Source organism: Bifidobacterium ruminantium DSM 6489 (assembly GCF_000770925.1).
GTDB classification, from domain to species: domain Bacteria; phylum Actinomycetota; class Actinomycetes; order Actinomycetales; family Bifidobacteriaceae; genus Bifidobacterium; species Bifidobacterium ruminantium.
Map to the genome: position 1 here is coordinate 47399 of NZ_JDTK01000002.1, position 23629 is coordinate 71027.

At 61.8% G+C, this 23629-nt stretch carries 17 protein-coding genes; 16 read left to right on the forward strand and 1 reads right to left on the reverse strand.

The window, feature by feature from the left end; all coding sequences use genetic code 11:
* Nucleotides 1-134: 134 nt before the first annotated feature.
* The 4 genes from OU26_RS01280 to OU26_RS01295 all read left to right on the forward strand — a co-directional run bounded on the left by OU26_RS01280 (nt 135) and on the right by OU26_RS01295 (nt 7882).
* Nucleotides 135-2357, forward strand: coding sequence for a DUF2207 domain-containing protein (locus OU26_RS01280; protein ID WP_026646559.1), 2223 nt, complete (start codon nt 135-137; stop codon nt 2355-2357).
* A complete protein-coding gene (locus OU26_RS01285; protein ID WP_051592929.1) occupies nt 2354-4540 on the forward strand; it encodes a DUF2207 domain-containing protein in 2187 nt (728 codons plus the stop codon). Before OU26_RS01280 ends, OU26_RS01285 begins: the two co-directional genes overlap by 4 nt.
* A gap of 60 nt (nt 4541-4600) precedes the next feature.
* Nucleotides 4601-6799, forward strand: a complete 2199-nt coding sequence (locus tag OU26_RS01290; RefSeq protein WP_026646557.1) for a DUF2207 domain-containing protein — start codon at nt 4601-4603, stop codon at nt 6797-6799.
* Nucleotides 6800-7018: 219 nt separating this feature from the next.
* The gene (locus tag OU26_RS01295) at nt 7019-7882 is read left to right on the forward strand and encodes an aldo/keto reductase (RefSeq protein ID WP_026646556.1); all 864 of its coding nucleotides are present in this window, start codon (nt 7019-7021) and stop codon (nt 7880-7882) included.
* 29 nt (nt 7883-7911) lie between these two features.
* Here OU26_RS01295 and OU26_RS01300 read toward each other — a convergent pair whose 3' ends face one another.
* A complete protein-coding gene (locus OU26_RS01300) occupies nt 7912-8589 on the reverse strand; it encodes a LysE/ArgO family amino acid transporter (protein ID WP_026646555.1) in 678 nt (225 codons plus the stop codon).
* Between the two features lie 216 nt (nt 8590-8805).
* On the opposite strand from OU26_RS01300, the gene OU26_RS01305 reads away from it, so the two are divergent.
* The 12 genes from OU26_RS01305 (at nt 8806) to OU26_RS01360 (ending at nt 23560) form a co-directional block, all read left to right on the forward strand.
* Nucleotides 8806-10326 carry an aminotransferase-like domain-containing protein gene (locus OU26_RS01305; RefSeq protein WP_026646554.1) on the forward strand — a complete coding sequence of 507 codons (1521 nt, stop codon included), beginning with the start codon at nt 8806-8808 and terminating at the stop codon, nt 10324-10326.
* Nucleotides 10327-10405: 79 nt separating this feature from the next.
* Nucleotides 10406-11965 carry a peptidase U32 family protein gene (locus OU26_RS01310; protein ID WP_026646553.1) on the forward strand — a complete coding sequence of 520 codons (1560 nt, stop codon included), beginning with the start codon at nt 10406-10408 and terminating at the stop codon, nt 11963-11965.
* An 81-nt stretch (nt 11966-12046) separates the two neighbouring features.
* A complete protein-coding gene (locus tag OU26_RS01315; RefSeq protein ID WP_026646552.1) occupies nt 12047-13093 on the forward strand; it encodes a purine nucleoside phosphorylase YfiH/LACC1 family protein in 1047 nt (348 codons plus the stop codon).
* A gap of 58 nt (nt 13094-13151) precedes the next feature.
* The gene (locus OU26_RS01320) at nt 13152-13973 is read left to right on the forward strand and encodes an IspD/TarI family cytidylyltransferase (RefSeq protein WP_033498806.1); all 822 of its coding nucleotides are present in this window, start codon (nt 13152-13154) and stop codon (nt 13971-13973) included.
* Nucleotides 13974-14065: 92 nt separating this feature from the next.
* Nucleotides 14066-14752: a pyroglutamyl-peptidase I gene (locus tag OU26_RS01325; protein ID WP_026646550.1), complete on the forward strand. Its 687-nt coding sequence runs from the start codon at nt 14066-14068 to the stop codon at nt 14750-14752.
* Nucleotides 14753-14942: 190 nt separating this feature from the next.
* Nucleotides 14943-16397 carry a cell division protein gene (locus tag OU26_RS01330; protein ID WP_026646549.1) on the forward strand — a complete coding sequence of 485 codons (1455 nt, stop codon included), beginning with the start codon at nt 14943-14945 and terminating at the stop codon, nt 16395-16397.
* Nucleotides 16390-17730, forward strand: coding sequence for a C1 family peptidase (locus OU26_RS01335; protein ID WP_026646548.1), 1341 nt, complete (start codon nt 16390-16392; stop codon nt 17728-17730). The genes OU26_RS01330 and OU26_RS01335 overlap by 8 nt, the downstream gene beginning before the upstream one ends.
* Before the next feature lie 290 nt (nt 17731-18020).
* Nucleotides 18021-19157: a 3-deoxy-7-phosphoheptulonate synthase gene (locus OU26_RS01340; protein WP_026646547.1), complete on the forward strand. Its 1137-nt coding sequence runs from the start codon at nt 18021-18023 to the stop codon at nt 19155-19157.
* A gap of 112 nt (nt 19158-19269) precedes the next feature.
* Nucleotides 19270-20454, forward strand: a complete 1185-nt coding sequence (locus tag OU26_RS01345; protein WP_051592928.1) for a 3-deoxy-7-phosphoheptulonate synthase — start codon at nt 19270-19272, stop codon at nt 20452-20454.
* 69 nt (nt 20455-20523) lie between these two features.
* Nucleotides 20524-21231, forward strand: a complete 708-nt coding sequence (gene mtnN, locus OU26_RS01350) for a 5'-methylthioadenosine/S-adenosylhomocysteine nucleosidase (RefSeq protein ID WP_026646545.1) — start codon at nt 20524-20526, stop codon at nt 21229-21231.
* 239 nt (nt 21232-21470) lie between these two features.
* Nucleotides 21471-22856, forward strand: a complete 1386-nt coding sequence (locus tag OU26_RS01355; RefSeq protein WP_026646544.1) for a sensor histidine kinase — start codon at nt 21471-21473, stop codon at nt 22854-22856.
* Entirely contained in the window at nt 22856-23560 is a 705-nt protein-coding gene (locus OU26_RS01360) for a response regulator transcription factor (protein WP_026646543.1), read from the forward strand. Before OU26_RS01355 ends, OU26_RS01360 begins: the two co-directional genes overlap by 1 nt.
* Nucleotides 23561-23629: the final 69 nt, after the last annotated feature.

Sequence of the window (23629 nt, forward strand, 5' to 3'; positions counted from 1 at the left end):
TTCCATACAAGAAAGGGGAGCGCTGACGAGGTGTGATGTCTTGCCAGCACTCCCTTTCCTGTATTACGGTCCGTTGACGCCGAGACCATGCGTTGGTGCTTGAGGACCCTTGAGAGAAAACAGAGATACCGCCGATGAATATCAGACGTACGTTGGTCAGTCTGCTGTCCACGATTGTGGTCACGTTGACGATGTTGGGCATCGTGCTCATCAATGCGCAGACCTCCGATGAGGAACCCGATTTAAGCTACCGCACGCTTGACTACGACGTGGCGGTGCAGAGGAACGGCGATCTCAAAGTCACGCAGCATATCGACATGAGGCTGAAGGACCGTGGGCGCGATTGGAAACAGATGTACCAGCGGTATACGCTGAAATCCAGCGATCTGACGAATATCGACGATATCAGCGTGAAGGACGTCACCAACAACGAAACGTACATCCACGGCAATTTTGCGTTTCCCGATAATGTCACCGATTGGAATGCCAGATACGCAGGTCAGTGGTACATCGTGGACGTCACTGAGGATGAGAACGATCCTCAGCCGTTCAATCCGCAGACCGATGGGTTAAGTGATGACGGTCAGGCCGACAAAACACTTGAAATCGGTTGGAATATTCCACAAACCGTATCCGAGGACAGTCTCAAATTCGATGTATCCATGACGCTGCATGGCGTGAGCACCGCCTATGACGACGTCGTCTCCTTCCAATGGGAGCCGTTCGGCGAGGAAAACCAGATCCCCATCGGTACGGTGACGGGCAAAGTCACATTCCCCAACGGCATTAACGGCAAGAATTCGTGGGCATGGCTGCACACCAAAAATACCTCCACCACGAACCGCGGCGATAATGGTTCCCTGATGTTCTCCGCCAATGATGTGCGCGCCGGCGACTATTTGGATGTCGTGGCCATGTTCGATGCCTCGCAAGCGCAAGGCGTGGCACGCACCAAGTCCGGCGCATACAAGCAACGGCTGATCGACGATGAAACCAAACAGGAACGGGAATGGAGGTCCAGTCAGCATACGAAGGCCGTCAAACGGGTGGCCGGCTGGATATTCGCGGCGTTGATCGGCATCGCGCTTGCCGTGGCGGCGCTGTATTTCGCCATCGTCAGCTTCCGCAAATCGCAATACAAGGGCGATATCGAATACTGGCGGGACCTGCCCGACCTGAGTCCGGCAGCCGCCGCGAAGATGGAGGACATCATGAGCGCATCCTCCTCGATATTCGGTTCCGGCAAGATCAAGAACGCCGACAAACTGGCCAACAGGCAGATGTCCGCCACGGTGATGTCGCTTGCCTCGAAAGGCGCGATCGCCATCTATCCGGGGCCGGTGGACCTGTATAACGGCATTGATTTGACCACGGCAAGCGCGGCTTCGGTGGCCGGCATGCTCGGTTCCAATGCGGCGTCCGCGCGCAAACTGAAGAAGACCAGCACCATCGCCATCATGCCGGTGGTGCATAACGACATCGGTTCGTTGCTGCTCAGTTCCTCCGAAAGAGCGGTGCTTGACATCCTGCTTAAAGCGTCATCGCGTCTGCATGATGCGCAGGTGTTCGATATGAAACAGATGAGCAAGGCCTTCAAACACTATTCGAGCGGTTACAAGCTGCTGGAAGCCTTCGACAACGCGTGTTCCACGGAATTCGATGACTTGCATGCCGTCAAGCCTATGGGATTGCTCAGCTATCTGTTCAGTGGGCTGGGTATTGCGTTCGCCTTCTTCATGGCGTTGAAATACGTGCAGGACGGCGAGCTCGCCGTGACATTGGTCGTCTGTGTTCCGGTGGCCGCGCTTTGCGCTTTCGCCGCAGCATACGGGAAACGCTATGTGCTGACCGATGAGGGGCAACGCTATGGCGGGCAGGTCGCCGGACTGAAACGCTATCTTACGGATTTCAGCGATTTCACCGACCGAGGCGTGCTCGACATGACGTTGTGGGGCCGGTACATGGTGTATGCCACCGCGTTCGGCATTTCCAAGAAGGCGATGGCCCAGCTAGCCAAAGCATATCCCGAAGTGGCCGATCCGCAGTGGCTGGATGAGCATGCCGGTACCTCGTACATGTACATGCCCCTGCGCTCCAGCAGCCTGCTTGGCGCATCCGTCGGCACGTCGCTTGGCGCCTCCACGATTGATCCGGCCGCATTCAGTGCGAATTTCGGCGATCTCGGTGCGCAGCTGAGTTCCAGTTTCGCCGATGTGCGCAGCACGATCTCCGCGGCGGCCTCATCCTCCTCATCCGGAGGTTCCGGAAGCTTCGGCGGTTCCGGTGGTTCCTTCTCCGGCGGCGGTTTCGGAGGATCGTCCGGCGGCTCCGGCGGCGGTTCGTTTGGAGGGCGATGACGATGTGGAAGGGATATGCGCGCGCGGCTGTGGGCGTGGTGGCGATCACCGTGGTGCTGTGCCTGTTCTCTTGGCTGTGGGTGTTCGGTTCGGATTCGCCGTATCTGAGCTACAACAGCATCGACTATCAGACCCAAGTTCTGTCCAATGGCGATCTGAAGGTACGGGAGCGGCTCGATTATCGGTTGCGTTCGCGCACGGACGATGACGGTGACACCAAGCCTTGGCGTCAGCTGTATTGGCAGTGCACGCTTGATTCCGCGAAGCTGACCGGCATTTCCGATGTCTCCGTGACCGATGTGACGGACGGCGTCACGTATCGGCAGACGAATCCCGTGGACGCATCCGATTCGGAGCGACAGGCCATCTGGGACGACGAGTACGCCAATACGTGGTACATCGCCGACGGCACCGCCGAAAACTCGTACGCCACAACGTACCGTTACGACAATGACGGCATGGGCGGATCGGATTCCGGAGCCTCCAAAACCGTGGAGCTCGGATGGAACATCCCCACCACCGTGGAACGGGACAGTCTCGTGTTCGACGTGGAGATGACCCTGCACGGCGTGAGCGCCGCGTACGATGACGTCTCCACCTTCCAATGGGAGCCGATATCGACGAAGAACGAGGTGCCCGCGCGCAAGGTGACGGGAACGGTGTCCTTTCCCGAAGGAGCCGACGGCAACACGACCTGGACATGGCTGCACACCGACAACGGCGCATCCGCCGTCAGCCATGCCTCGGACGGCAGCCTGCGGTTCACCCTCGACAACCTCAAATCCAACGAATACGTCAATGTGGTGGCCGCGTCTGACGTTTCTCTGACGCCGTCTGTGCAGCGCAAATCCTCCGGCGCATATCTGGGCACGCTGAAGGATCGTGAGACCAAACTGGAACGCAAGGCGCGTGGATCCAAACGGATCCACGCCATCCTGATGGTGCTCAGCTGGCTGCTCGCCATCGCGGGCGGCGTGCTGCTGTGCGCCGAAACCATCCGCAGACTGCTGCGGGCGGAAAACCGGGCTCGGTGCCACGGCGACGTCATCTATTGGCGTGACAAACTTCCCGTGGACGTGTCGGAGGCCGCATGGCTCAATGAGGTCCTCGAACGCGATTCAAAGAAGAGCGATTCCGCGGGGAATACGTTGGCGGCTCTTGCATTGGTGCTGGCGAAGAAGGGGATGATCGCCATCTATCCCGGTCCGCACGGATTCTACGATGGCGTCGACCTGCTTCACATGGATGCTGCGGAGCTGTCCCGCATCATCGGTTCCGACCGGAAAACCTTGAAGAAGGCCTCAACCACAAGCACCTTGGTCATTCTTCCCAAGGCGTTCGATGCCAAGACCCTTGCCGATGCGGGGCTGCATGATCCCGAGGCGAGGCTGCTCGACCTGCTGATCGCCGTATCCGAACGCGTCGGCAGCCGCGTCTTCGATCTCAGACAGATGAGGAAAGCCTGCACGAAATGGAAGCATGGAACCGAGCTGCTGCAGGATTGCGAAACGGCCCGGAAGGCTGGGATCGAACGTCTGGGCGTCACGCAGGACGGATTCTCGCTGTACGGCGTTTCCGCGGTGCTGACGGTGGTGCTCGGCGTCTGCGTCTGGCTGTTCAACGCATGGCAGGGTTATGCGGTCGCCGGTTATTGCATCGCGATTCCTTTGCTGCTGGTTGGCCTGTTCGTGCTGATGGCCGGCCCCCGGCAGGTGCTGACGGACAAGGGTCGGGAATACGCCGGCAAATGCCTGGGACTCAAACGTTACATGCTGGACTTCTCCGATTTCCGGGACCGGGACGCTTCCGATCTGGCGCTATGGGATTGGTATCTGATCTACGCGACGGCGTTCGGCATCTCCGACAGATTGGCGCGTGAAATGGCTAAGGCCTATCCGCAGCTGGAGGACCGGCAGTGGCTTGATGAGCATGGCAGCGGCACGCTCTGGTATTGGACGTATGCGCTTGGCTCTGGGAATTCTTTCTCCGATACGTCCTCTGTCTCGGCCGGCGGATGGTCGTCCGGCTTCAGCGCTTTCTCCGGCTTCTCGGATTTCGGGTCGCAGATCTCGTCCGGATTCTCGGATATTTCCTCCACGATTTCGTCCGCGGGGTCGGACGGTTCCGGTGGCTTCGATGGCGGCGACGGCGGTTCCGGCGGCGGTTCGTCGGGAGGCCGATGAGATGCGTGGCGCGCGGCGCAAACGGATACGTGGGATATGAGATAAGAAAGGTGGCGATATATGGATAAGGACCGTGTCAAAGGAGGCATCGTCGCCGCGATTGTCGCGTTTGTGGCGGTGGTCGCCGTGGTGCTTGTGGCGTTCTTCGCATCCGGCGACGAGGCGGATCTGAGCTGCCGTTCCGTCGATTTCGACGCCCAGCTGCAAAGCAACGGCGACATCAGATTCACGGAGCATCTGGACTACCAGCTGAAGGAGCGCAAGGACGACGACGGCGATGCCAAGCCGTGGAAACAGCTGTACGTCACCTTCAAACTGCGCAACCAGGATCTGACGAACATCACCGACATCGCCGTGACGAACGCCTCCACGGGCGAGGAGTACACGCAGATCGATCCGAAGCTGCCGAACGGCATATCCGACAGCGAATGGAACACAGAGTATGCGGGGCACTGGTACATCGCCGACACCACGTACGGTTCCAACTATCCGCAGCCGTTCCATTCCGATACCGACGGACTCAACCCCAATGGTTCGGGGGATGAGCGGAACATCGAAATCGGCTGGAACATCTCCGCCACCGTCAAGCAGAGCAGCCTCAGATTCGATGTGTCGATGACGTTCCATGACATGGCCACACAGCATGACGACGTGACAGGCCTCCAATGGGAGATGTTCCCCGAAGACAACCCGGTGCCGGTCGGCAAGGTCACCGCCACCGTGCGCTTTCCCAAGGGCGTCGGCTCCGACGATTCATGGGCGTGGCTGCATACCGAGGCCACATCCCAAACGTCGCGCGACGCCGACGGCACATTGCATTTCACCGTCGACGACCTGCGTACCGAACAGTACGTCGATCTCGTTGCGGCGTTCGGCAACGATGGCGCGGACGGCGTCGAACGCGTCGAATCCGGCGATTACCTGGATGAGCTCAAATCGACGGAGGCTGGCAAGGAGAAGCAGTGGCGGGACAGCCAGCGGAACAAGGCGCGATTGACCGTCGCCGGCTGGCTGGTCTGCCTCGTGCTGGGCGTGCTGTGCTCCGTGCTGGCGATCCGCGGCACGCTCTCCTCGAATCGTGAGGCCACCTATCGCGGCGGTATCGAATACTGGCGCGAACGTCCGCAGGTCAGTCCCGCGTCCGCCGCGCATCTGATTGACGTGGTGGATGACGCCAAGGGGGAGCGGTCGTCGCGTGCCTTGACGGCGACAGTGCTGGCGCTGGTGGTCAAGAAGGCGCTCACCGTGTATCCGGGGCCGTCCAGCCTGTATCGGGGCATCGATCTGAGCCGGGCGAACGCGGCGGATATGGCGCGCATGATCTCCTCCGACCAAAACCGTGCCAGCGCCGCATCGACCACCACCACGCTGGTGATTCTGCCGGATGCGTTGTCTCACAGGGAGACCTTGGGGCTGAGCCGTTCCGAGGACGCCTGCCTGCAGCTGCTGATCCGCATCTCCGCGCGGGTGGGCTCCCCGGTGTTCGACTTCAACCAGATGGAGACCGCCTGCTCCGATTGGGAGAACGGCTATCAGGAGATGGAGCATTTCACCAATGCGTGCGACATCGAATTCCTGAAGCTGAACGCGGTCAGGAGCACCAGCGGACTGTGGCTGTCGATGGGCATCCTTTCCATAGTCGTCGGCCTGGCCGGAGCGCTGCTCAACGCCACCGGCAACATTGCGGCGGCGTTGTGTCTCGGCGTCCCGTTCGTCTGCATCGGCGCGTTCTGCTTGGCCACCGGGCGCAAGGAGGGGATCACCGAATCCGGGCAGACCTATGCGGGCGAGTGCCTGGGGCTCAAGCGCTATATGGAGGATTTCTCCAACTTCTCCGATCGCGGTGCGCTTGATCTGGTGATGTGGAACTGGTATCTGGTGTACGCGGCCGCCTTCGGCATCTCCGACAAGGTGGCACGGGAGTTCGCCAGGGCGTACCCCGAGGTCAACGATCCGCGATGGCTTGATACGTATGGTTACGATTCCCTCGGATATTGGACGTGCCGTTCCCGTGCGTGGGGTGGGCCGACCGGCATGGGAGGCATGTCCAACCCATTCGGCGGAACAGGGTTCATCGGAGGCATCGGCGATATCGGCTCCCAGCTGAGCTCCGGCTTCGCGTCGGTCAGCTCCACGATTGCCGCGGCGGCGCCGTCGTCTTCGTCGGGCGGTTTGGGTGGCTCCGGCGGCTCCTTCTCCGGCGGCGGCTTCGGCGGAGGCGGTGGAGGCGGCGGTGGCGGCGGCCTCGGCGGCCGCTGAGCCACGTCACCGTCCCGTGGCGCGTGAAGCCACATGCGCAGCCATCGAATGGTTGTCCGATAGAACGATCATTCGACAGGATGGTAAGGAAAGCCTGCCTTTCGCCCATGGCGATTGGTAGGCTTTTCCATTGGATCAAGAACCCGGGCAAGAACTTGGGATCGGACGCGTCCGGCTTGGACATGCCGCCGTGGCGCGCCTTGTCGCGAAGGAGAGAATATGACGCTGTTCCGCAATCTCGGACCGTTCCACACCACCGCCATCGGCCACGGCGAGATGCCGCTGACCATCGAAAACAATCGTGGACACGACGTAGGCATCGAAACCCTGCACGCCTCGCTGGACGCCGGCTGCCGCCACATCGACACCGCGTGGGCCTACTACACTCCCGGCGAGGAGGAGCAGACCGGCGAGAAGCTGGTGCGCGAGGCTCTGGAAACCTGGAAGGGACCACGCGACGAGGTCACCGTGGCCACCAAGGTGGGTCTGCGCCGCGCATGGGACGGCGACAAGCCGATCTGGCCGCGCGATGGCAAGCCGGAGCATCTCATCGAATACGGCAAGCAGTCCGCGCAGGCGCTCGGCGTCGATTCGATCGACCTGCTCTACCTGCACCGCCATGACCCGGAAGTGCCGTACAACGAGTCGTGCGAAGGCATCAAGGCGCTGCTCGACCAGGGTGTCGCGCAGTGGGCAGGCGTGTCCAATGTGAGCATCGAACAGCTCAAGATCGCGCAGGAGATTCTCGGTGACAAGCTCGTTGCCGTGCAGAACCAGTATTCCCCGATCCACCTGGAAACCCAGGACACGTTGGAATACTGCGCCAAGGAAGGCCTCGCCTTCGTGTGTTGGAGCCCGCTCGGCGGCTATCGCCACCCGTACGACGAGCACCTGTTCGACCCGTTCCGCGAGGTGGCCGCCAAGCATGGCATGAGCTATCAGCGTGTGGTGCTGGCCTGGGAGCTGGCCAAGGGCGACCACATGTTCGTGATCCCCGGCGCGCACCATCCCGAAACCATCCTCGATTCGCTCAAGGCGGACGAGCTCGAACTCAGCCGCGAGGAGCTTGCCTTCCTCGGCTGAAATGGGCTGTGATGTGATGCGGGCGGCGTCTACAGCACCGCGAACGCGAAGTCGGCGAGCAGCTTGACGCCGTAGAGCATCACCACCACGCCGCACACGCGGTTCATCGCGGTGACGATCCTCGGGCTGAACCTGTGGCTGAACAGCGAGACCAGCAGGGTGACGCCGAAGAACCACAGCGCCGAAGCGGTCTCCACGCCGGTGATGAACGGCGTGGACTGGCCGACGGTGAGCGTCGCGCTGAACGCTCCGAGCATAAGAGTGCCGTCGATGATGGCCTGCGGATTGCACCACGTCACCACGCCCGCGGTGACGATGGTGTGCAGCAGCCCGTTGCCGCCGACCTTCGCACCGATGCGTTGCGCGAGTCCCTGCGGTTTCGGATTTTGAGGATTCTCTTGTGATTGCGGGCTTTGCGCGTCGCCGCCTTTACGGGGGAACAGCAGTCCGGCACCGATCCGGATGACCACTAGGCCTCCCACGGCGAGCACGCCCAGCTTCAGCCACGCATGATCCTGCATAAGCCTGCCGACGCCGAAGAAGCAGGCCAGCGACAGCGATGCGTCGAAACACAGCACGATCAGCGCGGTCAGCAGCGCGCGACGGCGCGGCTTGGTGAGCGCCGAATCGATCACGAAAAGATTCTGCATGCCGATCGGCGCCACGTACGCCAATCCCAATGTCAATCCCTGGAAAAAGAATCCCATGCTCGCCTCGTATTCCGTCCAAACATATTTGGCTGGTTGTTATCAACCCAACCAAAACCAACCAAATCGATGGTTTTGCGATTGACGCATATCTGCAATCGCATATAAAACAATGTAACCAGTGTCATATTGTATAGTGGCTGCTATAATGGGCAACCAGCCAAAAAACGAAGTTTGGCTCAACCAAACGTGGAAAGCAGTGATATAAGGAACGATATGGCACGCATCGCACCGCTGAACATCGGCTGGAAGCCGGACCGGGACGCCGACAAACCCGTCACCGAGCAGATTGTCGACTACATGTGCGAGCAGGTGCAAAGCGGCAATTGGCCGATCGGCTCGCGTCTGCCGTCGCAGCGTGCGCTCGCCGACTGGTTCGGTGTGAATCGTTCCACCGTCATCGCGGCCATCAACGAACTGTCCGACTACGGCATCGTGGAGGGTCGACATGGCGCGGGCACCAGAATCGTCAGCAACACGTGGTCGCTGATGCTGCCGGGCGCGCCCGACTGGGCCGATTATGTGGATTCCGGCTTCTTCAAGGCCAACAACGACACCATCCAGGCCATCAACCGTTACGAATTCACGCCGGGCATGACGCGCATCGGCACCGGCGAGCTCGATCCGAGGCTGTTTCCGAAGGCCATGTGGCGCCAGGTGCTCGGCGAGGCGGCGGACGAGATCGACTCGCTTGGCTATCCGCCGCCCGAAGGCCTGCCCGAGCTGCGCGAGGCCATCGCGGCGCATATGCGCGCCACAGGCGTCGACTGCACGGCCAGCCAAGTGCTGGTCACGTCCGGCGCGCTGCAGGCCTTGCAGATGATCTCTGTGAGCCTTCTGCCGGCCGGCACCACCGTGTACGCGGAATCCCCGAGCTACATCAAATCGCTGCAGGTGTTCCAATCGGCGGGCATGCATTTGGAAGGCGTGCCGATGGACGACGACGGACTGGACGTGCGCGCGTTGCGGAATCTGCTGCTGGAACGGCAGGGGATGGCCGCGGTCGCGTCAGCCGACCATCTGCCGTCGCGTGACGTCCGCGGCCGCAGGGGCAACGCGATCCTGTACACCATTCCGACCAACCACAATCCGACCGGCGTCACCATGAGCGAGCAGCGCCGAAGCGAGCTGATCGAGCTTTCCGTGGCCAACCGACTGCCGATCATCGAGGACGGAGCCTACCGCGACCTGTACTTCGGTGCGCGCCCGCTGCCGTCGCTGAAGGCGCTTGACGAAACCGGCATGGTCGTCACGCTCGGCAGCGCGTCCAAATCGCTCGCCCCCGGCCTGCGCATCGGCTGGCTGGTCGCGGCCGAGCCGATCGTGCAACGGCTCGCCGACGTGAAGATGCAGATGGATTACGGCGCGAGCGCGCTGAGTCAATGGACGTTCGCACGATTCCTGTCGAACGGCATGTACGACGAATACGTCGACGGGCTGAAACGCGAGCTGCGTCGTCGACGCGATCGCGCGCTCGAAACGCTTCAGGCGAAGCTGGGCGGGCGCGCCCATTGGAATGTGCCGGACGGCGGCTTCTACATCTGGCTCACCTTCGACCAGCCGATGCGCATGGGACGCCTGTTCCAGCTGGCCGCAGAACGGGGCGTGCTGCTCAATCCCGGCGACATCTACGATTTCGCCGCCGACAACTCCCTGCGCCTGAGCTACTCCTACACCACTGCGGAGGAGTTCGCCGACGCAGTGGGTACGCTCGCCGACATCGCGTGTGGCATGTGACCCGGGATCCGGGCGCATCCGCCTGTCCCGTGAATCTACGACAATATCTGATGGTCTTTTACGAGTAAGAGGAACATCCGTGCAAAGAAGAAACAAGCCTGAAGTACTGGCCCCCGCAGGTAATCTGAGGGGCCTTAAAACCGCGGTCGACTACGGCGCGGACGCCGTCTATTGCGGCGGCAAGGCATTCGGCATGCGCAGCGCGCCGAAGAACCTGAGCCTCGAGGATTTCGAGGAGGGCAGCCGGTATGCGCACGAGCGCGGCGCCCGTGTGTACGTCACCTTCAACGTGCTGCCGCGCAACAACGAGGTGGAAGCCATGCGCGAATATCTCGGCAAATTGAAGGACACCGGTGTGGACGCGCTGATCGTCTCCGACATCGGCGTGATGCTCATGGCCAAGCAGGTGGCTCCGAACCTCGAACTGCACGTGAGCACGCAGGCCGGCGTCACCAACTACCAGGCCGCCAACGCGTTCTACGAGTTGGGCGCGCGCCGCGTGGTGCTGGCCCGTGAAATGGATTTGCAAGCCGTGCGAGACGTCCGCGCGCGCATCCCCGACGACCTCGACATCGAATGTTTCGTCCACGGCGCCATGTGTATGGCCTTCTCCGGACGCTGCCTGTTCTCCAACTATCTGACCGGACGCGACGGCAACCATGGCGAATGCGCGCAGCCGTGCCGCTGGAAGTATTCCATCGTGGAGGAGAAACGCCCCGGTCGGTATTTTCCGATCGAACAGACCGCGGAAGGCGCGTACCTGTTCAATTCGCAGGACATGAACATGCTCGCCCACATCGACGACCTCATCGATTCGGGCGCGACGAGCCTCAAAATCGAAGGCCGTTCCAAGAGCGCCTACTACATCGCGGCCATGACCAACGCCTACAAGACGGCCGTCAACGAGTACATGATCCAGCGCGGCTTCGAGGACGCCGACGGCAACGAGCTGAAGCCCTTCCATGACCGCGTGATCCGCCCCGGCGACCCAGACTACGGCAAGCCGGAAACCGAGGACGCGATCATGGCCAACGCCGATGGGGCGTTCGCCGGCAAACCCGACCTCGACGCTATGCCCGTCGGCGGCGCCTCGTCCGGCAACATCGCCATCGGAGAGCCGGACAACCTGAGCTACCATGCGCGCAGCACCCGTCGCAAGTCGAACACCGCGGCCGAGATCCTGCCTGAAGGCTGGCATCATGCGGGCGTGCGCCCGGCACCGCACGTCAAGCTGCCCGACTGGCTGCTTGAGGAACCCGACAAGGTGGCGCACCGCGACTACTCCACCGGCTTCTACTATCCGGAGCACAAGGTGAAGCAGAGCACCGACCGCTCCGCCTACTTCCGTGCATGGCTCGTAGTCGGCGAAGTGCTGTCCTGGAGCCCGGAGGACGGCGGCCGCATGACCATCATGAGCCGCAACAAGATCGAAGCCGGACAGGAGGTCGAATTCGTGCTGCCCGGCGCCGCGCCCTTCTCCTACACCGTTCCGGCGGGCGGCTTCCGCGACGCCGATGGACACTGGGTGGAGGCCATCAACAACCCGGCGCACGTCTTCTCCATGCCATGCCCGCGCGAGGTGCCGGTCAACGCAGCTATCCGGTCGCGCACGAAGAAGCCGACGATGAAAGCCGAATGAGCGGACGGACGAAATCGGGGCTGACGGCCCGCCAATCGCCGAAAATCCTTCAAACCGCAGAAAAACCAAGGAAAGCAAGACATGAGCAGCACACAATACGATGACGCGATTCTCGATTCCAACGCCATCGACCCCACCGACAAGCATGGCAACCCGATTCCGGTGACCATCCCGATCATGCTGGCACCGGGCATCAAAGTGGTGTACACCACCCGTCTCGGCGGCACCAGCGAAGGCGATTTCGCGCATTTCAACCTCGGTGGCAAGTCCGGCGATGATCCGGAGCATGTGCTCGCCAACCGTGTGGCGCTCGCCGGCGTGCTCGGTGCGAAGATCAGCCTCATCAGCCAGGTGCATTCCGGCGACGCGGTGGACGTGGACGAATCGTTCACCATTAACAAGCCGTTCGGATTCGACGTGTCCGGCACGAAGAGCGGAGCGGAATCCGGTGCGGAGGACGCGGACGACGCGCCTGCCGACGGTTCCGAGGATGAGACCGAGCCGACCGTCATCGAAGCCGACGGCCAGGTGACATCCCGCAGGCATGTGGCGCTCGGCATGTTCGCCGCCGATTGCCTGCCGGTGCTCATGGCCGACCCTGAAGCCGGCATCATCGGCGCCGCGCATTGCGGACGTCGCGGCCTGCAGAAAGGCGTGATCGGCGCCACCGTCGAGAAGATGGTAGCCAAAGGAGCCAAGACGGAACGCATCGTCGCCACGCTCGGTCCGCGCATTTGCGGCGATTGCTACGAGGTGGGCGGAGACATCGCGGACGAATTCGATGCGCAGTTCCCGGGAACCTTCACGCTGAGCCGCTTCGGCCAGCCGGGCATCGATATCGCCGCCGCCGCGCTGCAGGAGCTCGCCAAGGCGGGCGTGCCGGCCGACAACGTCGTATCCTCGCGTCCTCGCGTCAACGCGGCCACGCAGTATCTGTCGGAGGATGAGGAACTGGCCGGCATCTGCGCCGCCGATGGTGAGGGCGATGCGCAACTCGCCGAACGTTTTAACAAGATCCGCCGCAGCCTGTGCACGTACGAGAATCCGCTGTGGTTCTCGCATCGCCGTGCTTCGCTTGCCGGGAAAACACACGAAGGGCGCATGCTGGCGCTGATCGTGCGCGAATAATCGAATATCGCAATCATCGAACAAACATCGAAAACGGAAAAACCGAAGGGGCGGAGTGATGCAGGAACAGAGAATGCCGGTCGTGGCCGTGGTACTGGCCGCGGGATTCGGCACGCGATTCGACGAGGACAATCCCAAGCAGCTGGTGTCGTTGGGCGGCAAGCCGATCGTCTGCTGGAGCATCGAGGCGTTCGAGAACAACGACCGGGTCAGCGACATCATCGTCGTGGTCAACGACCGTGTGGAGGAGACGGTGAGCGAGCTCATCGACCAGGCCGGCTACGCCAAGGTGCGCGCCATCGTCCCCGGCGGCGCCGAACGCGTGGACAGCACGCTTGCGGCACTGGACCTGCTCAGGCAATCCGGCATCCCGTCCGATGCGAAGGTGCTTATCCACGACGGCGTGCGGCCGTTCGTCGAGCAGCGTTCCATCGACGGCTGTATCGACGCGCTGGATCGGTTCAACGCGGCCACCGTGGCGTTCGCGTCCACTGACACGATTCTGCTCACGAAGGATCTGGGCGACCGCAAGGTGGTCGGATCCGTGCCTGACCGTCTGGACGCCTACCGCGCGCAGACCCCGCAGGCCTTCCGTTTCGGCACCATCGTCAAAGCGTACGAACTGGCCTCGGCCGACCCTGATTTCCATCCGACCGACGACACGCGCGTGGTGGTGGACTATCTGCCGGACGAGCCGGTGGCCATCGTGGAAGGCTCCGAAACGAACCTCAAGATCACCACGCCGTCCGATATGCCGATAGCAGAAGGTATCGCGAACAGCCTCGACCCCGAACACGTCAAGGAGGCTGCCAAGGCGCGCATGCACGAGGTGTTCGCCGAGGCGTTCTCGCAGATGCACGGCCACGGATTCGGTCGCTGAACCGGTTACTGAATCGTACTGACTCGTCTGGTGGCGTGCTGCGCGGCGCGTCCGCCATGCGGCATCACGTACCGCCACGTACACTGGAAAACATGCAGCAGATCAACATCGTCATCTCCGGTTTCGCGCCATATGAAGGCGTCGACGTCAATCCGGCCGTGCTCGTGCCGGCGGCGGTCGCCAGGCAATGGGCGGATCCGGCGATGTCGCAGGCCGTATCGGAAGACCTGCTGCAGGACGTTTCCATCGCCGTCACCAATGTCACGCTGCCGGTGAGCTTCGCCAACGCGTGGCCCACCCTGCTGAAGGCCATCGAACAGACCAAGCCGGACATCGTCATCGCCACCGGGCTCAAACGCACGTCCCGAGGCATCCTGCTGGAACGATGCGCCACGAATCTTATGGACGCGGCCAGGCCGGACGCGGACAATGTGATTCCGGAGCGGCGCCCCATCGATCCGAACGGGCCGGCCGCGTATTGGACGCGTCTGCCGTTGCGGTCGATTCTGCGCGATTTCGCCAAGCATGAGATTCCCGCGACGTTGAGCTCCGACGCCGGCACATTCGTCTGCAATTCGCTGTTCTACCATTTGCTGGATTGGTCGGCATCGCAACCGAAGCGTATTCTGTCGGGTTTCGTTAGCCTGCCGATCGTCAACGAACGTCCGCATGAGCGCGGTCTGTCGGTCGAACAGCAGACGGCCGCGGTCGACGACGTGCTGCGCGAATCCGTGCGATATTTCCTGCAGCCGTCATCGGGGGATATCCTGCTCGGCTGAGTGGTTGCGGCATGCCGTGCCGACGGACATGGCGGCCCATCCTTTCCCTGCCCCCTTTTCGAACGTTTTCTGTACTCTCTGTGAGAATAATGCGTTCTGTCTGCGTGGCGTGCATAGACTGAGTTAAAGTACAGAGCGAGTATGCGCGGCCAAATGCGCGAGACAAGGGAATTCGTGAAAGGAAAAGGGCATGGTTGAGCAGTTCCCAATCGTGTTGAGGGGGTATGACAAGGACAGGGTCGACGAGGCGTTCGCCTCGGCGCAGGAGACGGTGAACCGCCTGCGTGAGCAGGTCAAGGCCGACGACCAGACCATCCTTGAGCTGCAGGCGCAGCTGCAGGAGGAGAAGAACAAGAAGTCCTCACCGAAGTCCTTCGCCTCCCTCGGCGCCAACGCTCAGCAGATGCTCGCCAGCGCCGAACAGACCAGCGCCGAACTGCTTGAACGCGCCAAGAAGGACGCCACCGCTGCGCGCGCCACGGTGCAGCTGCAGGCCGAAACGCTGCTGAACAACGCCAAAATCGATTCCAAGCGCATGATGGACGACGCCAAAGCCAAATCCGCCGACATTCTCGGCAAGGCCAAGGAGGAATCGGACAAGCTGCGTGCCAGCGCCCAGCATGAGGTGGAGCAGATGCGCAGCGAGACGCAGAAGGCCGTGGTCGCCCAGCGTCAGACCGTGGATTTGGAACTGACCAATTCCCGTGAGGAGCACAATAAGCGTCTCGCCGCCGAACGCGCCAAGCAGGAGCGTGAGATCTCCGACATGCGCGCCGAGGCGACCAGCAAGATCGCCGAACAGCGCAAGAGCGCCAATGAGGAGATCTCCCGTCTGAAGAGCGAAACCAACGACCAGATCGAATCCGCGCTTGCGGAAGCCAACAAGAAGCTGGCAGACGTGCGCGAGCAGGTGTCCAAGATGATGACCGACGCGCAGCGTCGTGCCGCCGAGATCACCGATGCCGCCAAGTCGAAGGCGCAGGAGATCACCGACGAGGCCGAAGTGCACCGCACCCAGACCATGAGCCAGGTCAATGCCGAGGTGGAGCAGATCCGCGCCGACATCTCGAACCAGCAGGACGAGGCCACGAAGAAGGTCAACGAGCTGCTCACCGATCTGAACGAGCGTCGTGAGGCCGCCAAGAAGCAGGCCGACGAGCTGACGTCCAAGGCCCAGACCATCCGTGACGAGGCCGAGACGTACGCCAAGAGCAAGCGCGAGGAGGCCGACACGAACGCGGCGAGCATCCTTAAGCAGGCCACCGAGGACGCCGACGAGCAGATCAATGAGCGTCGCGAGGCCGCCAAGAAAGAGATGGAAGGCATCCAGAAGCGCATCGCCGACCTGCAGGCTCGAGAATCGCAGATCACGCAGCGCGTCACCGAGCTGCGCGCCATGTTCGCCAACGCCTTCTCCGGCTTCGGCGCAAATGGCCTGTCTGTGGTCAATGCCGTCGACGAGGGCGCCGCGTCCGAAGACGTGCAGTCCGCCGACGAGGCGCAGAACGAGGATGGGCAGTCGCAGGATGTGGCTGCGGATGCGGACGCTGTGGACTTCGACGCCGCGGACACGACGGTGGATTCGTCCGTGGACGAACAGTTCGTTTCAGATGATGACAACCAGGAGGAATCTGATAATGACTGACATCACGCCATTGAGCGGTGATGAATTGAACAAGCTCGTCGATGATTTCGAGGCGAGCGAGCATAATCGCATGGCCATGAACGCCGTCACGGCGGCCGGCATCGACAAGGTGGCGCGCAACTACGACCGCGCGCGTCTGATGCAGCGCCGCTTCTCCACCGTCGTGGATAATGGCACCGTCACCCATCAGGACCGTTCCGGCCGCTGCTGGCTGTTCAGCTCGCTGAACGTGGCTCGTTTCGTGGCCAAGCGGAACATGGGTCTCAAGGAGTTCGAGTTCTCCCAGAACTACGCCATGTATTATGACAAGCTTGAGCGCGTCAACTACTTCCTGAAGGATGTGGCCGCGCTGGTGCGCGCGGGCGAGCCGTCCGATTCGCGTCTGATGCAGCATCTGCTCGCCGACGTGATGGGCGACGGCGGCCAGTGGACCATGGCCATGAACGTCTACAAGAAGTACGGCGCGGTGCCGAAGGATCTGTATCCGGAGACCGAGTCGTCCAAGAACACCGGCGAGATGAACACGCAGCTGCGCCGCATGCTGCGCACCGCCGTGGCGCATATGTACGCCGATCCGTCCTCGATTGACGGCATCATCGCCGAAGCCACCGCCGCCGGCCATCGCATTCTGACGATCCACTTGGGCGAGCCGCCGAAGAGCTTCGACTGGGAGTGGACCGACAAGGATGGTGAATTCCACCGCGACGGCGAGATCACGCCGGTCGAGTTCTGGAAGAAGTACGTCGGTTCCGCCGATTTGGAAAGCTATGTGTGCCTCGTGGACGATCCGCGCCGCGAGCATGCCAAGGGCAGGAAGATCGGCATCGAGCACCTGGGCAATGTGGCGGGCGGCGACCCGACCGAATACCTCAACGTACCGAACCAGCTCATGAAGGATTGCGCGCGCCGCATTCTCGAGGAGCAGGGCATTCCGGTGTGGTTCGGCGCCGATTGCCATCCGATGATGGACCGCGTGAACGGCGCGTGGGCCACCGACCTGTTCGAATATGGCCGCGTGTACGATGTCGATTTCGATCTGGACAAGGAAGGTCGCGTACGTTTCGGCGATTCCGCGATGAACCACGCGATGGCTTTCGTCGGCGTGGATGTGGCGGATGACGGCCACACCACCCGTCGTTGGCGTGTGGAGAACTCTTGGGGCGACAAGATCGCCGACAAGGGCTATTTCACTATGAGCGACGACTGGTTCACCGAATACGTCTACGAGGTCGCTGTCCCGAAGGCCCTCCTCCCCGACGAATGCCTCAAAGCCCTAGAATCCCCCGCCCAAATGCTCCCAGCATGGGATCCGATGGGCGCATTGGCCAAATAGCGCGCGAAGCGCGCGCTGGCCAATACGCGCCGAGCGTTAAGCGGGAGCCCGGTGGGCTCTCGTAGCGAGGGGAAACGCCGTGAGGCGTTTCCTGGGTCCGCAAGGCCCCGTTGTTTTGGCGTCGCTCATTGCCAAAACGCTAATAACAATCCAAAAACAACGCCGACTACACACTGGAATCGATTCCACCATGCAGTCGGCGTTTTCCATATTCCGGTCACATCCATTAAGGTAACTTCGGTAATGTTCGATGCCTTACTGGGTGCAATGGCAGGGGAGGAATGGAAGCGATGGCAGGTCTTCGCGGTCCGGATAGTTCGAAGGATGCGCAGTTGTTGGATGAGCGCGCCGTGTTTCCGGAGACCGTGGATGTCAATATCCGGCAGCTAGACCCGATTCCCGCGCCCCGATATTTCCTTAAGGAGCTTCCGCTCACCGACGAGATGAGCGATCTGGTTCTGAAGTCCCGTCAGGAGATCCGCGACGTGCTGCACGGCCGCGACGATCGTCTGCTGGCCATCGTCGGCCCATGCTCGATCCACGATCCCAAGGCGGCGCACGAGTACGCCGAGAAGCTGGCCGACGTCAAGAACGAGCTTGAGGATCGTCTGGTCATCGTCATGCGCGTGTATTTCGAGAAGCCGCGCACCACCATCGGCTGGAAGGGTCTGATCAACGATCCGGATCTCGACGGCCAGTTCAACATCCGCAAGGGCATGTTCCTGGCACGCAAGGTGCTCACCGACGTGTTGGGGCTCGGCCTGCCCGCGGCCACGGAATGGCTTGATCCGATCACCCCGCAGTACATCTGCGATCTGATCAGCTGGGGCGCGATCGGCGCGCGCAACACCGAAAGCCAGGTGCATCGCGAGCTGGCGTCCGGCATGTCCATGCCGATCGGCTTCAAGAACGCCACCGACGGTTCCATCAAGCCGGCCGCCGATTCATGCTATGCGGCCGCCTTCGAGCATCATTTCCTGTCCATCAATCTCGACGGACGCGTGATCTCCGCGGAAACCAAGGGCAATCCCGACTGCCATCTGGTGCTGCGCGGCTCCTCGCACGGTCCGAATTGCGATGCCGCCTCCGTGGCGCAGGCGCTGGCCGATCTCAAGGTATCCAAGGCGTCTGGGCCGAGCGAACATGGTCTGATCATCGATGCGGCACACGGCAATTGCGGCAAGAACGAGGTACGTGAGGCCGAAGTGGTCGAGGAGATCGCCGCGCGCATAGCAGCCGGCGAGCCGGGAATCCTCGGCGTCATGATGGAAAGCTTCCTCAAGGCGGGCAACCAGAAGCCGGCTCCGCTCGACCAGCTCGAATACGGCAAATCCATCACGGACGCCTGCGTGCCGTGGGATCGCACCGAGCAATTGCTGCACACGCTTGCCGACGCGGTCGATGCGCGTCGCCGTCTCGCCGCCTGATTCGATTTTTCGGCGGTAGGGATATTTCGAACGCCGGAAAGCCGGGAATACGGAGGTTCTGCACCGCCATTGCTATCCTTGGGATGGAATACGGACCAAGGAGAGCAAGACCATGCAGCAGCAGCTGAACACGCCTGAGGATCTTCGCGCGATCAAACAGGCCATGGACGAGGGCAAGAATCCGCTGGTGGAGACCGATGTGCCGCGTTGGGAGGATCAGGTCGGCATCAGCCGCATCGTGAACCGCCGTGTGCTGGAATTCGAAGTGCTGCCCACTCCCGCCCAAGTGCTGGGCGATCTGCCTTTGAGCGCCGATGCCCGTGATCTCGTCGCCTACTCGCGTGATGAGATTCGCGCCTGCCTGTATGGCCAGGACGACCGGCTGCTGGTGATCGTCGGTCCTTGTTCCGTCCATGATCCGAAGGCCGCGCTCGATTACGCGCGTCGGCTGGCCGCGCTGAAAAAAGAGCTGGACGGCGAATTGCTCATCGTCATGCGCGTGTATTTCGAGAAGCCGCGCACCACGGTCGGTTGGAAGGGTCTGATCAACGATCCCGACATCGACGGCAGCTGCAACATCAAAAAAGGCCTGCTTTTGGCCCGTCGCACACTGCTCGGCGTGCTTGACGAGGGATTGCCCGCGGCCACGGAATTTTTGGAACCGACCAGTCCGCAGTACATTTCCGATGCGGTCAGCTGGGGCGCGATCGGCGCGCGCAACACCGAAAGCCAAGTGCACCGGCAGCTCGCGTCCGGCCTGTCCATGCCAATCGGCTTCAAGAATGCCACCGACGGCTCCATCAAAGCCCCGACCGATTCATGTTTCGCGTCCGCCCAGCAGCACACGTTCTTCGGCATCGACCATCTTGGCCGCGCCGCCGTGGTCAAGACGCTCGGCAATCCCGACTGCCACGTGGTGCTGCGCGGCTCCTCGCACGGCCCCAACTACGATGCGGATTCCATCGCCAAAGCCATGGACACCATCCGTGCGGAAATGCCGACCGATTCCGCCGCGGCGCACGGTCTGATCGTGGATTGTTCCCATGGCAACTCCGGCAAGGACGATCATCGCCAGGCCGAAGTGGTGCGTGACATCGCCGGACGCATCGCGGCAGGGGAGCAGGGGATCACCGGCATCATGATGGAAAGCTTCATCGAAGGCGGCAACCAGCCAGCGGCGACGCTCGACAAACTCGTCTACGGCAAATCCATCACCGACAAATGCCTGAGCTGGCCGACCACCGAGCAACTGCTGCGCGAGCTCGCCCATGCCGTGGGCGAGCGTCGCTGGAAGTGACGCCATCGGAGACGATCGCAGGACAATCGCAGAAAAAGACCAAGACAAACCAAGATAAAAGGGGAACGTATGACCGCAATCGCCATCATCGGCGCCATGGATGAGGAAATCGCCCATATCGCGGCGGCGCTGGACGGCGTCACCGTCACCGAGGAGGCCGGCATCAAGGTGACGCGCGGCACCATCGAAACCAACAGGGGCGCCTCCATAGGCGTCGTCGCCACGGTCGGAGGCATGGGCACCGTCAACATCGCCGCCACCACGCAGCATCTCATCGACACGGACCGGCCCGACGCCGTGATCTTCTCCGGTATCGCAGGCAACCTCAACACGAATCTGCATGTCAACGATGTGGTGCTCGGCGGCACACTGCGCTACCTCGACACCGACATGCGGCTGGTGGGGCAGTTCAAGCCCGGCACCGCAGACCATCCGGTCGAGGAATACCATAGCGACGATCGTCTGATCGGGCTTGCCGACCAGGCGCTTGACGACATGGGCATCCACCATATCGTCGGCATCATCGCCACCGGCAACTATTTCGTCGACGATCCGAAGAAGGTCGAGCAGGTGATCCGCGAGACCGGCGCCGACGCGGTGGAGATGGAAGGCGCCGCCGTGGCGCATGTCGCGGCGCGCAACGACATTCCCGCGCTGGTGATCCGCGCGCTGAGCGACAACGCGGACACCGATTACGAGGATTTCAAGGAATTCGACATCTCCGAATACGCGGACACCGCGGCGAAGCTGACAGTGGACATCGTCAAGCGCATGTAGCCAGCCGTATGCGGATCCGTTGACGTCCCATCCTTCCGTGGCATCGGAGGATGGGACGTTCCGTATTCCGGCACGACGCATTCCGAATGCGTCCTGAACGCGTCCCGAACGCATGCCGAACACGTCCTGAAAAGTGAACGGCGGGGAAACTTCCGATGGCGTGAGGGAATCACATGCGCGAAAGCCATGCGAACCCGCTAGTCTGGATGGAGAATGCAGGATGATCGGAAGGTGAATTCATGACGTTGGGCCAGATGCTGACGACGCCGCAAGTGGTCGCCGTGCTGGTGGCCGTCGCCGTGGTCGTGTTCGTCGTGGCGTACGCCATCGGCCGCGCGCGGGGCGTCCGGTCAGCTGAGGACGGTGTCGACCCGAACGATCCGAGCCTGTTCGGAGCGTCGAAGAACACGTCGCTGTTCGGCTCCCACGTGCCGGTGCAGTCCACGGAACGCCAGCTGGTGGCCGTCATGCCCGAAGCCTTGATCGTCGTCGATTCGCTGGCCACGGTCCGGTACGCGTCATCCGAAGCGCGCCGTTTCGGCATCATCCACGATCAGGTGATGACGTTCGCGGAGCTCCGCGACATCGTGAAACTGGTGTCCGCGGACGGCATGGTGCGCGAACGCGAGCTGACGATTCCCCTGCATGGCCGCGCGCATGCGGGAGTGCCGGATACGCGCGGCAGGGGCGTCGAAGCCGGCAAGCCGTTGCCGGAGGACACGCTCTATCTGCACGTCCGTGTCGGGCAGATCGCCGACGGCCTGTTCGCGGTTTTCATTTCCGATATGAGCGAGCAGCGCCGTTTCGAAGCCATGCGCCGAGATTTCGTCACCAACGTGTCGCACGAGCTCAAAACCCCGGCCGGAGCGATTTCGTTGCTCGCCGAGACGATCGGCGACGCGGCGGACGATCCGGATGCGGTGAAATATTTCTCCGGACGCATCGCCAAGGAATCCGAACGATTGACGGAACTGGTGCATCGTCTGATCGACCTGCAGAAAGCGCAAAGCGCAGCGGCGATGCTCAACGCCGAACGACTGTCAGTGCTGTCCGTCGCACGAGAGGCGCTCGCCGAAAACCAGGTGAAGGCCGAATCGAAGCATATCGGACTGGCCCTGTCCGTGAACGGACGGCAGGTGCCGGCGCATGCGGATGCCGGGGAATTGGCCGCGGAATCCGGACAGGTGTTGGATGTGTTCGTGGTGGCCGATCGCGAAACCATCAAAACGGCGGTGAAGAATCTGGTGGAGAACGCCATCAATTATTCGCCGGAACGCACTACGGTGGCCGTTGGCATCGGCGTCGAGAACGGCAAGGTGGCCATTCGCGTCGTGGATCAGGGCATTGGCATTCCCGCGGCTTCGTTGAGCAGGATTTTCGAGCGATTCTACCGCGTCGATCCGGCGCGTTCGCGCGAGACCGGAGGCACCGGTCTGGGTTTGGCCATCACCAAGCATTGCGTCGAGGATTGTGGCGGCACCATCGCCGTGTGGTCGCGTGAGGGGGAGGGATCCACCTTCACCATCACCTTGCCGCAGGCGCCCGATTCACAGCCTGATCCGCAATCCGACGAGGCGCGGCCCGATAGATCCAATACCACAGAGAATACAGAGGAGAACCACTGATGACACGGATTCTGATCGTCGAGGACGAGGAGTCGTACCGAGAGCCGCTGGTCTACCAGCTGACCCGTGAGGGGTATGACGTGTCCGCCGCCGCCACCGGCGAGGAGGGGCTGGAGCTGTTCACCAAAGGCGGCATCGACTTGGTGCTGCTCGATCTGATGCTGCCAGGGCTCGACGGCACCGCGCTGTGTCGTAGGATCCGCGAGCAAAGCCGTGTGCCGATCATCATGCTGACCGCGAAAAGTGCGGAAATCGACAAAGTCGTCGGTCTTGAGATCGGTGCGGACGATTACATCACCAAGCCATATTCCTTCCGTGAGCTGCTGGCCCGAATTCGCGCGGTGTTGCGCCGCAACCAGATGATCGCCGAGACCGGCGAGACCGCCGATGACGACATTCCGCTGGTGTGCGGCGACATCTCCATGAAAGTCGGCCAGCATGAGGTGACGGTCCGTGGAGAGAACGTGTTCTTCCCATTGAAGGAATTCGAGCTATTGGAATACCTCATGCAGAACAAGGGACGCGTGATGACCCGTCATCAGTTGATCGACCGCATCTGGGGATCCGATTATGTCGGTGACACCAAAACCTTGGACGTGCACGTCAAGCGTGTGCGCGCCAAAATCGAGGAGGATCCGGGCCATCCCAAGTACCTGACCACCGTGCGCGGACTCGGCTACAAAATCGATGCGCCTGCCGAATGATCGAACGATCGAAAAACCGGGAACGACGAAGGTGTCGAAGACTGTTCATCTTCCGTTCACCGTTTTTGG